Origin of the sequence: Streptomyces smyrnaeus, from assembly GCF_017676345.1 — a bacterium.
Lineage (GTDB): Bacteria > Actinomycetota > Actinomycetes > Streptomycetales > Streptomycetaceae > Streptomyces > Streptomyces smyrnaeus.
The window spans coordinates 237,851-249,315 of record NZ_JAFFZM010000014.1 but is presented as its reverse complement, the minus strand read 5'-3'; the positions used below and the strand labels follow the sequence as shown (position 1 = coordinate 249,315).

The following is an 11,465-nucleotide window of genomic DNA, read 5'->3' as shown; positions in this document are numbered from 1 at the left end:
CGGGGGGGGGGGGGGGGGGGGGCCGCGCCCCCCCCCCCCCCACCGCCGAGGTGGAAGTTACCGGCGCACCAGGGTGATCGTCGTCCACGCACCGACATGGACCCGGTCGCCCTCCTTGAGGGGGACGGGTACGAAGGGCTGGATCGGGTCCTCGGCACCGTTGATGGTGGTGCCGTTGGTCGAGTCCTGGTCGACGACGGACCAACTGCCGTCCGGCTGCTGCACCAGCACCGCGTGCTGGTGCGAGACGCCCGGGTCCTCCGGGGGACGCCCCAGATCGATGTCCGGGGCCTCACCCGTGGAGGCACGGCGGCGGCCGATGGTGATCTGCGGGCCCGTGAGCGGCAGCTGCTGCTCCGGGGAGTACGCGGGCAGATTCAGCGCCGCGGCTTCGGGGCCGCTGCGCTGCATCATCGCCGCGAAGTACTCGCGGTCCGGGGCGATCATCGCCGTCCACGCCCCGCCACCGGGCGGAGCACCCGCACCCTGCTGACCGTAGTCCTGGCCGGGAGGCGGGCCGGGCTGCCCGCCGTGGCCGTACTCGGGCGGGCCGGGCCGACCGGGCTGCCCGGACTGCTGATGGCCGTAGTCCTGGCCGGGTGGGCCGGGCTGCTGCCGGCCGTAGTCCTGGCCCGGCTGCGGACCGGGCGGCGGGGGCGGACCGGGAGGACCAGGGGGGCCGTCGGGCGTCTGCGGCGGAGCCGGGGGCGCGCCCAGCTGCTGCTCGGCCGGGCTGGGCGGAGAGAGCTCCCAGTCACCGCCGGCCGGCGGTGCGGGCGGGCCACCGTGCGGCTCGGCTGCGGGGCCGGAGGGGTAGGGCCGCTCCTGTCCAGGAAAGCCACCGGGCCCGCCTGGGCCGCCTGGGCCGCCTTGGCCACCTGGGCCGCCTGGGCCGCCTGGGCCGTCGAACGGACCGGGTCCGCCGGGGGCGGCGGGCTCCCCGGGATGCCCCTGGCCGGGGCCCTGCCTGCCGGGGCCGTCGAAGCCCGGACCGCTCGGGCCGGGGCCCTGCGGGGCGCCGGGCGGAGGGGGGCCGCCGGGACCGCCCATGCCGGGGCCGCCGGGACCTGGCGGCGGGAAGCCGGGAGCGCCCGGCTGCGGCTGCTGCTGGGGCTGAGGCTGCTGGGGCGGCTGCTGCTGCGGGTGTTGGGGCTGCTGGCCCGGCGGGACGTAGGTCGTCGGCGAGTGCGTCAGGAAGTTGTAGCGGCACTCCTCGCAGAAGGGCGCCCGGGACTCGCGCGGGGTCCCGCACTGGGGGCACGGCTCGGGCGGCCCCGAGTCGGGCCCCGGGTAGCCGTAGCCGTGTCCCGGCGCCTGCCCGGGCCCCTGCTCCGGCGGCTGCTGCCCCTGGCCGGGGGCGGGTGGCGGACCGGGCGGACCGGGCGGACCGGGCGGACCGGGAAAGCCGTAGCCGCCCGGAGCGGACGGCTGAGGGGGCGGCGGTACGGCACCAGCGGGCGACACCGGTGCGCCGGTCATGCGATGACCGCAGACCTCGCACCAGTCGTCGGCCACGGACTGGTGACCGTTCGGGCAAGTCGGCATGGTGAGTGCCTCCCCCTCCGTGCTCCTGCTCTTCGGTACCTGCTGGTACGGATCGTGCCGGTTGTGCGGGCCGTGTGGGCTGTGAGGTTGGTTACGGCGTACCGCGGCCGGTGCGGCTAGCGCTTCACACGGACCGTCTTGGTGGACCGCGTCTCCAGCGTCATCTCATCGGCCTCGGCGACCTTCGCCTTCAGTCGAACAGTACCCGTCGCGGCATCCACCACGTCGACCACCTTCGAAAGCAGTTTCGCAGTATCCGCGTTCCCCGACGCGTTCGCCAGCTGTACTGCTCGTCCCAGTTTGGCCGTTGCGCCCTCTTCGTCCCCGGCCTTGCGGAGTTCGAGGCCCGTCTGGATCACCTGCGCGAGTTCGGCCTGGCCGGTGTAGTGCGCGACCTGCGGGTTGATGGAGGTGGTGGCCACCATGTCGTCCGTCCACACCGCGCGCACCAGGCCCTGCCCGAGCGTCTGCGGGGTGCCGCCCTCGGGGGCCGGCAGGATCAGCGAGACCCGCGCGGCGAGCATTTCCTGGCCGACCTCGGCGGCCGGCACCTCCACACAGACGTGGTAGTCACGGGACTCGTCGCCCCATGACCCTGTCGGGTAGTCACCGGCGCGCGGCCCGGCCTGGGTACGGCGGTCCGTCAACTCCTCGACCGTGGGCGCCACCTGCTTGACGAATTTGATCCGGGAGCCCTGCGGCGTCCACAGGCGCAGCGCCACATCGGCGACCTCCTTGCCCATGGCGTTCTCCATCATCCGTGTGAAGTCCGCCGCCAGTCCGTCCGGATCGGCCACGATGTCGGCGCTGCCGAGCAGCGCGGAGGCGATCCCGGTGACCTCCTTGACCTCCCAGTCGGTTCCCACCCCCCGCGCGTCACAGGTGAAGTGGCCCGCGCACGCCTCCAGCGCGTCCCGCAACTGCCCGGGCTCCTCGTGCTCGTTGCGCCCGTCGGTGAGCAGGATCCCGTGCCGGATGGCGACGTCGGCTGAGCCCAGCAGTTGATCGGCCAGCCGCAGCCAGGTGCCGATGGCGGTACCGCCGCCCGCCGACAGCCCGCGCAGCGCGTCCTTGGCCTCGGCACGGGTGAGGGGGTCGGCGGTGGCGAGCGTCCCGTTCCCGGGGAAGACTTCCCGCGCCTTGTGGGTACCGGCGACGACGGCGAACCGGACGCCGTCCCTGAGGGTGTCGATGGCGGCGGCGGTGGCGGCGCGGGCGTTGCGCAACTTGGTGGGCGGGTAGTCCATCGAACCCGAGCAGTCGACCATGACGACCACCGCCGCGCTCCCGCCGTCGCCCAGGGGCGCGCGGGCCGGATCGGTGACCGGAAGCGGCAGGCCGCCCGTGGTGCCGCCACCCGTGGAGGTGACGGTGACGATGGCGTTGACCTCTTGAGCGCCCTCGGGCAGGTACTCGTTCTGGTAGACGTCGACCGAGAAGCGCGGCGCGTTGGACTTGGCGAAGTTGGCCATCTGTTCCGCTCCTGTTTGCTCTACAGCGACAAGTAGACAAAGGGGCGGGCACAAGTGCCGTGCTGCTCGCGGCCCTTCCCCCCGGACAGCGTTCTCGTCGTCCCCGGCACCGGTCCCGCGATGTCCTCCGCGGTGTCCCCGGGCCCCCGTGGCGTGCTCGACTCAGGCCGATCCTGCCCCTCCCGACGGTGCGGGGAACGGCACGACCGCCACCGTTACGTTGTCGTGCCCGCCGCCGTCCAGCGCGTAGCCGACCAAGTGCTGCGCCGACTGGAGGGGGCGGACCAGCGCGTCGCGCGGCACGGCGGCGGCCATCTCCTGAGCGGACTCGGCGTAGTTCCACAGCCCGTCGGTGCACACCACCACCACGCCCGCCTGGTCGGGCTTGAACGACGCGGTGTGCGGGTCGATCTCGTACGCGTCGGCGCCCAGCCAGCCGGTGATGGCGTGCGCCCGTGGGTCGGCGTACGCCTCGGCCTCGTTCATCAGTCCCGCCGCGACCATCTGCGCGGCCCAGGAGTCGTCCTCGGTCAGCCGCGCGGGGGTCGCCGTACGGTCGTCGGGCACCCAGTAGGCCCGGCTGTCGCCGATCCAGCCGACCGTCAGGATGCCGTCCGCGCTCAGCGCGCTGACGACCGTGCAGGCGGGCGCGTTCTTCGACGGCTCGACAGGCGTCTGTGCGGCCAGTTCGTTGACCGCGTCGGAGGCGGCGACCAACGCGTCGTACATCGCCTGCTGCGGATGACGGCCCGACGGCAGCGCCTGGCACAGCGAGGCGCTGGCCGCCGCCGCAGCGGCAGCTGACGCCTCGTCGGGGCGGGTGGCGGAGGAGACACCGTCACAGATGACGGCGAACGTCGCGGGCGTGCCCTCGGAGGTGGTGGTCTCCGCGATGGCGAAGAAGTCCTCGTTGCGGTGATGCCGCAGCCCCCGGTCGCTGGCCGCCGCGACCGTGTCGAGCGCCGACTCCATGTGGTCGCGGTCCCGGGGCTGCTTGTGGCCGCAGTGCTCGCAGTAGCCGTCGCTGTCGATCGTGCCGGTACCGCAGGCCACGCAGACGGGGCCGGTCGGCTCCGGGCCCGCAGCGGCCGGTTCCTCCGCACCCCCGCCGCCGTCGGCCACCGCTCCGGGCTGCCCGGGCCGGTCCAGCGCGGTGCGCGGATCGGGGCCGGCGGGGGCGGGTGCCGGGGTGCCCGCCGGCGCGGTGGGCTCCACGGGCGTCTCGGGGTGTCCGAGGGCGGGCGGCAGGGCGAAGTCGGGCTCGGTGGGTGTCGGCGCCTGAGCGGGCGGGGCCGCAGCCGCGGGCGGGGCCGGGGGCACCGGCGGGGCCGCGGGGGGCGGCGGAGGCGGTGGGGGCGGACTGCCGTGACCGGACGGAGGAGCTGCCGCGAGGCCGTCCGGGAGCGTGGGGGCATGTCGCGGCGCGGGGGGCACGTCGCTGCGGGGGGCGGGGCTGCTCTGCGCGGCGGCAGCGGCGGCTGCCGCCGCTTCGAGGTCCGCGCCGCACGCGCCGCAGAAACGGTCACCCTCCTCGAGCGGTTCCGCGCAGCTCGGGCAGGCGGAGAGTTGGTCCAGCTGAGGCATGGTCACACCCACGTCCGGGGGCGGAAACGGTTGGCCCGTTCCACCAGTTCGATCCTCTCGGTTCCGCTCTGCGCGAGCCGGGCGAGCATCCGGTAGGAGCGTTCCAGGCCGAAGCGCAGCCCCTCCTCGGTGAGCGGACTGCCCAACAGCCGTACCCCGGCACCGGGTGGTGCTCCCGGCGCACTCGCAGAAGCGGGCCCGGGAGCTGCCCCCCGGGCGGGAACAGCCTGGCACAGCAGCCAGTCGAGCGCGCAGCCGAGTACCTCGCAGGTCAGCTCGTGGCGGCGCACGGCGTCCAACCCGACGTGTTCGAGATCGGCCACCTGCTCCGCGGCAGCCCGCAGGTCCTCCAGCAGCGGCTCGTGCGGCGAACGCTGCCGCAGCCGTGCGCGCACGGCAGCCACCCGCGCGGCGGTGTAGTGGATGGACGACTCGGGCACCGACTCCAGCACCTGTACGGCGCCCTGCCTGTCGCCTGTCGCGAGCCGCACCCTGGCCAGGCCGAACGCGGCGCTCACATACGACGGGTCGGTCGTCCACACCAGCCGGTAGTACTCGGCCGCGTTGTCCAACTGGCCGAGCACCTCCGCGCAGACGCCCAGGGCGAGCTTGGGCGCCGGCTCACCGGGAAAGGCGTCGTAGACCGCGTCGAAGGCCAGTGCGGCGGTCTCCCGGTCACCCGTCACCAGTGCGGCCACGCCTCGGTACCAGACGACCCGCCAGTCGTCGGCGTGCCGGGCCTCCATGGCGTCCAGCGCGTCGAGTGCGGCCCCGGCGCCGTCCGCACCGTCCGGCCCCTCGCCCTGCTCCAGGAGGGCGCGCAGCTTGCGCAGCCGCAGCTCCAGGGAGTCGTGGGCCGCCCCCTCCAGCGCGGCGAGCAGGTCGGCGGGGGACGAGGCCAGCAGTCCGGCGAGGAAGCCCGCGTTGGGGTCGGTGGGATCGACGCGCGGCACGGGCAGCGCCAGCGCCGTCCGCCGCGTCGGGAGCGGGGCGAGCGCGATCCCGCCCGCCTGCGCCGTACCCGCCCCGCCTTCGGCCCCGTTGGCCGGCGCGGGGAACGAGGCCAGCGGCGCCGGCCGCGCGGTGGGGGCCGCGGGTGCGGAGAGCTCAGCCGGAAGCACGGCCTGCTCCTTTCGGGTACGGCGTTTCTTCGCGGCACCTTCGCGCGCCCCCAGCAGCGAGGCGTCTCCCGTGTGCGGGGCGAAGAGCCCGGTGTCCACCACGCGCAGTTCGGGTCCGAAGAGCGTGGACAGGGCGGGGCGCGGCTTTCCGGTCTGCACCGCGACGACCTCGCGCAGCACGCCCAGCAGTTGATCGGACATCTCCTGCGCGGAGGCGAACCTGCGCCGCGGATCGGGGTCGGTGGCACGTACCAGCAGCCGGTAGAAGGACTCGTACCGCTGGAAGACCTCGATGTTCTCCGGGTTGGGCAGGCTGTCGACGTAGACGTTGGTGTAGCCCTGGAAGTCGAAGGTGAGCACCGCCAGGGTGCGCGCCACGGTGTACAGGTCGGAGGCGATCGAGGGGCCCTCCTCCGCGACCTCCGGTGCCTGGTAGCCGACGGTGCCGTAGATGGCGCTGTCGTCGTCGTCCATGCGGCGTACCGCGCCCATGTCGATCAACTTGAGCTGATCGTCCTGCTGTATCGCGTTGTCCACCTTGAAGTCGCAGTAGAGCAGATTGCGGCTGTGCAGGTGTCCGAGGGCTTCCAGCGCCTCGATGCCGTAGGCGCACGCCTGCTCGACGGGGAACGGGTCGCGCTTTCCGTCCGCGGCGCGCCGGGCGTTGGCGATCTGCTTGAGGGAGTTGCCGCCGACGTACTCCATCACGATGTAGCCGTCGAGGCTGCCGGTGCGCTGGTCGAGGTGTTCGACGAAGTTGTAGATGCGCACGATGTTGGAGTGCTCGATCTCCGCCAGGAAGCGCCGCTCGGCGATGGCCGCGGCCATGGCGTCCTGGTCCCCGGTGTCCAGCAGGCCCTTGAGCACGACCCAGCGGTCGGAGACGGCACGGTCGACGGCCAGGTACACCCAGCCGAGCCCGCCGTGCGCCAGGCAGCCGGCGACCTCGTACTGGCCGTGCACGATGTCGCCGGGGCGCAGCTTGGGAACGAAGGAGTAGGGGTGGCCGCACTTGGTGCAGAACCCCTCCGTGCGGCCCGGCCTGCCGCTGCGCGCGCGTCCTACCGGTGCGCCGCACTCGCCGTTGCCGCAGAAGCGCTTGCGCTCGGGGACCTCGGGGTTCTCCAGGACGACACCGGCCGGGTCCGGCCTGGGCACGGGTGGGATCTGCACCAGTCCGGCGCCCAGCCTGCCGCGGCCGGAGCTCTCGGCGGAGGAGCGGGCGCTGCGCACGGACACCGAGCGCTCGGTGCTCCGCCCGGACAGCGAGGCGGACAGCCGCCCGGAGACCGAGCGACGCGAGGAGCGGGACCGCCCCGAGCTCCGGGAGGAGGCCCGCGAGGAGGAGCCGGAGCGCGCGGAGCCGGACGAGCGGCTGTCGCGCCCCGGGCCGGTCATCCCGGTGGGTGCCGAGCCCAGCATGCCGCCGGGGGCCACCACAGGGGCGAGTCCGCAGGTGTTGCAGTACACCTCACCCGCGCCCATGTCCTCGTAGGTGCCGTCGCACTGCGGCCGTTGGCACGGCCTGTCCTGCGCGCTCGACTGCTCGCTCACTCCGCCCCCATGTTCATCGCTCCGCCCGCGGCGTCCCGCGCGTCCTGCTGCCGCTGCTGAAGCGTCTCCTGTGCGGCACGCTGGTAGCGCAGTACGGCGTCCTCGGCGGCCCGCAGATCGCAAGGAGCGCTCCACAGCATCCGGCGCGCCACGTCGTAGCGCTCGATGAGCAAGCGGTCCTCCGCCAGACCGTTGTGGGCCACCTTCGCCTTGTACGCGTCCAGACGGCCGCGCAGTTCCGCGCGGACGGCCAGCGGAGCGGTGACGGCCGACAGCTGGGCACGCGCCCGCTGCAGTTCCTCCTCCGCGCGCTCCTCCAGGCTCTCCAGCAGCGGGGAGAGCCGGTGCCACTGTGCGTATCTGCGGTACTCGGCGGCCGTGGCGAGCTGTTCCTGCAGCGCGGTGGGCGGGCCGCTGACGGCGGGCACCTCGGAGGCGGCGATCTTGGCCAGTACCTCGCCGCGTGCCGCCCGGGCCTCCGCCAGGGTGCGGTCGGCGCGGGTGAGCAGGTCACGCAGTCTCATCAGCCGCTGCTCGGCGTCCTGCCGCACGGCGAGCACGGCGTCGATCTCGCGCCGTACCTCCTCCAGGGCGCGGGCCGCGCTGTCGTAGCGGGTGGTGTCCGGCCGGCCGCCGCCCGGCGCGCCGCTGCCTCCGGTCGGCGTCCAGAAGGCGAGCGGGTCCTGGACGACCTCCTCGCGCAGTGCCTTGAGTTCGGCAGTCGTACGGTCCAGGTCGTCGGCGGCCGGGTGCTCGCCGGGGCGCACGCCCACCGAGTGCGCCAGGGAGCGCACGCGGCCCAGTTCGGCGGCGAGCAGATCGATACGGGCCGGCAGCGCGGACCACACCGAGTCGGCCGCCGCCACCACGTCGAGGGCCTGCGCGTACCACTCGTTCATCCGCTCGACGAGTTGGGTGAGCGTCAGCTCCTCGGCCAGTTTGGGGGTCCCGGTGAGACTCGCGCCCGGCGTGCCCGGCAGCGCGCCGCCGGGCACGGTGAGGGTGCCGCGCAGCAGACGGGTCAGTTCGACCAGGTCGTCGCGGCTCGGCCAGCGGCGGCGGGCCCGCAGTTCGCGGGCCTGCCGCAGGGTGTGCGAGTAGACCTCGAAGCCGTTCCACAGCCAGGTGATGGCCGCCTCGGCCCGAGCCCAGCGGTGCGCGGTCGTCCCGGTGAGCCGCGCGCCCTCCAGGAGCCTGCGCCCCGCGTGGTCCTGGAGTGCCAGCAAAGAGGACTCCACCGCCTCGTGCTCGGCGTCCAGCCGCTCCAGCACACGGTCGGTCTCCTCCCGGCTCATCACCTCTCCGGCAGCACCCGCGGGCCCCATCGATCACCTCGCTGTTCGACTCGTACTCACGGACCGGCACATCGGTATCGCGACCACGGCAACTGGTTCAGTCACGGTAGAGCGGTTCGGGCGGTGCGGGTTTCTTCCCTTCCGTACCCATCATGTCGTCAGCCAGCCAGCGGTCGTAGGAAGACTTCCACCCGTCCTTGCGAAAGTCCTTGAGAACCTTGTTGACCCTGCGGACGAGATCCTTGTCCGCCAGGTTCATCGCGACACCGTAGGGCTCCACCGTCTCCGGCTCACCGATGAGTTCGACGGAGGGATCCTGCGCTGCCTGCCCCGCGCCCAGGGCGCTGTCGGTGACCGTGGCGTCCGCCTCGCCCAACTGGAGGCGCACCAGGCAGTCGAGCTGGTTGGGCACCACGACCGGCTCGGCGCCCAGCGCCGCGTACCGGGCCGATTTCATCATCTTCTCCGCGGTGGAGCCGGAGGCGTAGCACACCCGTTTGCCGCGCATGGTGCTGTCGAAGCCCTTGACGCGGGCCCGTTTCTTCGGCACGACCAGCTGCTGGCCGGCCTCGAAGTAGGCGGTGGAGAAGGCGACCTGTTCGATCCGCTCGCAGTTGATGGTCATGGTGCGCACCACCATGTCGACATCGCCGTTGCGGATGGCGGGGATGCGCTGATCGGTGGGGATGGTCCGGTAGGTGATCCGGTCCGGCCCGTCATCGCCGAGCAGATCGCGGGCGATGGCCTTCACCAGGTCGATGTCGAAACCCTCGATGGTGCCGGTGGTCGGGTCGCGGTAGCCCCACAGATAGCTGTTCTGGTCGACGCCGACGACCAGTTTGCCCTTCTTCTTGATGCGCTCGACCGCCTCGCCCGAGGCGCCGGAGGGCTTGAGGCTCTCGGCCGGGTTGCGGCCGTCCTCGCACTTCTCCGGCTCGGGTTCGGCGCCGGGTTCGGAGGCGGACGCGGGCCGGCCGGACGTGGCACCGGCACCACTGTGCACCTCGCCCGTCCCCGCCGTGTCCGCGGGGACGCCGGTACCGGTCGGCCCGGTGGACAGCACCGTGGAGACGAGTACGGCCGCCGTGACCGCCAGCCCGCCCGCGGCGACGGCCCACGGCTTCCGGTAGGACTCCTGCCGCCGCGCACGCTCACTGCGGCGCACGGCCATGGTGCCGCGCTTCGTCACGCTGTCGCGCTCGGTCATGGGGCCGCGCTCCGTCATGGGGTCGCGCTCCGTCATCGGCGTTCCCCTCCTCACCTGTACTCCGCGAGCCTGCGCCCGATGCCCAGTACGGCGGCGGCAGCGCCCAGCACGGACAGCAACAGAGCCCCGACCACCAGCCCGCCGAACCGGTCACGCCCCGTGTCGGCGGCCTTCTCGAACTGCCGCTGCTCGTGCGCCGCGGCGCGACCGAGGCTCTTGTCCACCTCGTCGAAGCTCTCGCGGGTACTGTCCTGGGCGCCGATCACCCGGGCCACCGCGTCCTCGTAGTTGCCGCCGTCGTCCGCCGCACGCGCCTGCTTGTGCCGCTGCTGCCACGTGCGCACCGCGTCCTGAGCCTCTTCCACCGCACTGCGGCCCGAACGGTCGTCGGCGGCCTCGCGGGCTTCCTCCAGCAGGCCGCTGCCCGACCGGCCCCGCTCGCCGTTGCCCGCGACAGCCGCCATCTGCTCGCGGTAGCTCTTCTCGTACTCCGCGCCGCCGCCGCGGGCGACCAGCGTCATGTTCTCGTCGCCGCGCGCCTGGAGGATGCCTATGCGTGCCTCGTTGAGGGCCTGCAGGGAGCCGGCGCCCTTGGTGTCCGACTCGTTCAGCCCGGAGCGCGCCAGCGCGTGCCCGGCCACCAGCCACACCAGCAGGGTCAGTGCGGCGGCGGTGGCGCCCAGCAGGCCGCGGTTGAAGACCCGGTTGGTACGGCGGTAGTTGCGGCGCTGTGCCCAGCCCAGCGCGACCAGCGCCACCGCACCGGTGCCGACGGCGAGCAGCGGCCGGCTCTTCGCTTCGCTGTAGTCGCCGCCCAACTGCTCGGTCTCGGCCGTGTAGAGCTTGCGGGCGGCAGGCAGCAGTTCGCCGCGCATCTTCTCGTTGGCGTAGCGCAGATAGGCGCCACCCAGCGGGAGGCCCTGCCGGTTGTCGGCGCGCGCGGACTCCACCAGGCCCGTGTAGACCGGCAGACCGCGGTTGAGGACGGCGATCTGGCGCCGGGCGGTCTGCGAGCCCGCCGAGTTGGCCGCCGCCTCGGCGAGCAGCTCGGACGCCTCCCGGATGTCCCGCTCGTAGCGGCGCCGCTCCGAGCGGGGCTCGTCGCCGCCGGCCAGGAAGCCGCTGGAGGCGGAGGTGTCGGCGTCGGCCAGCGAGCGGTAGATGTGCGCGGCGTCCGCGCTCAGCGGCTGACTGTGGTCGACCACGGCGTCCGCAGCGGCCACCCGGTCGGAGATCTGCCAGGCGGACACGGCCCCGAACAGCAGGAGGAGCGCGGCCACCACGGCCCCGATCGCGCGCAGCCGCCCCGGCTCGGTGGTCGCGGCCGTACGCAGCCGCCGTACGCCCTCGGACCAGGCCGTGCGGCGCGGCGCGTCGGCCGCGGCGGCGCCGGAAAGGGCCGCGCCGGGATGCGGGGCGGTGGCCGCCGCCGGCTGCGCGGCAGCGCCCGAGCCGGGCCCATCCGGTGGGACCTGAGGCACCGGCGGTGGGGTCGGTGGCGCGGTCGGCGGCTGTGTCACGGCTGGAGCCCTCCCCCTCGGTCGCTGGCAGACACTGCCGGTGCGTTCGCTGCGCTCCCTTCCGTGCAGTCCCCCGGCTCCCCTGCCCGGGTCTGCGGGCGTCAGGACGCCCCGGTGTCGCTGCCCAGGCCAGCAGTATGGCCGCAGCAGCCGGTGTCCACAGCCGC

The 11,465-nt window shown here is 73.8% G+C and carries 7 protein-coding genes; all 7 read right to left on the bottom strand.

The features are described from left to right. Positions 1-57: 57 nt before the first annotated feature. The 7 genes from JW613_RS23265 to JW613_RS23235 all read right to left on the bottom strand — a co-directional run bounded on the left by JW613_RS23265 (position 58) and on the right by JW613_RS23235 (position 11,259). On the bottom strand, positions 58-1,545 hold the full coding sequence (locus tag JW613_RS23265; protein WP_209212888.1) for an FHA domain-containing protein: 1,488 nt from the start codon (positions 1,543-1,545) through the stop codon (positions 58-60). 116 nt (positions 1,546-1,661) lie between these two features. Then, positions 1,662-3,017 carry a VWA domain-containing protein gene (locus tag JW613_RS23260; protein ID WP_209212887.1) on the bottom strand — a complete coding sequence of 452 codons (1,356 nt, stop codon included), beginning with the start codon at positions 3,015-3,017 and terminating at the stop codon, positions 1,662-1,664. A 162-nt stretch (positions 3,018-3,179) separates the two neighbouring features. Beyond that, complete coding sequence (locus JW613_RS23255) at positions 3,180-4,601, bottom strand: PP2C family protein-serine/threonine phosphatase (RefSeq protein ID WP_209212886.1); 1,422 nt, start codon at positions 4,599-4,601, stop codon at positions 3,180-3,182. A gap of 2 nt (positions 4,602-4,603) precedes the next feature. Beyond that, the gene (locus JW613_RS23250) at positions 4,604-7,207 is read right to left on the bottom strand and encodes a serine/threonine-protein kinase (protein ID WP_209212913.1); all 2,604 of its coding nucleotides are present in this window, start codon (positions 7,205-7,207) and stop codon (positions 4,604-4,606) included. Positions 7,208-7,272: 65 nt separating this feature from the next. Beyond that, on the bottom strand, positions 7,273-8,571 hold the full coding sequence (locus tag JW613_RS23245; protein ID WP_245226132.1) for a coiled-coil domain-containing protein: 1,299 nt from the start codon (positions 8,569-8,571) through the stop codon (positions 7,273-7,275). Between the two features lie 97 nt (positions 8,572-8,668). Continuing rightward, positions 8,669-9,742 carry a glutamate ABC transporter substrate-binding protein gene (locus tag JW613_RS23240; RefSeq protein ID WP_209212912.1) on the bottom strand — a complete coding sequence of 358 codons (1,074 nt, stop codon included), beginning with the start codon at positions 9,740-9,742 and terminating at the stop codon, positions 8,669-8,671. 86 nt (positions 9,743-9,828) lie between these two features. Further along, complete coding sequence (locus JW613_RS23235) at positions 9,829-11,259, bottom strand: GlnX family signal transduction membrane protein (protein WP_307866006.1); 1,431 nt, start codon at positions 11,257-11,259, stop codon at positions 9,829-9,831. Between the last annotated feature and the right edge of the window lie 206 nt (positions 11,260-11,465).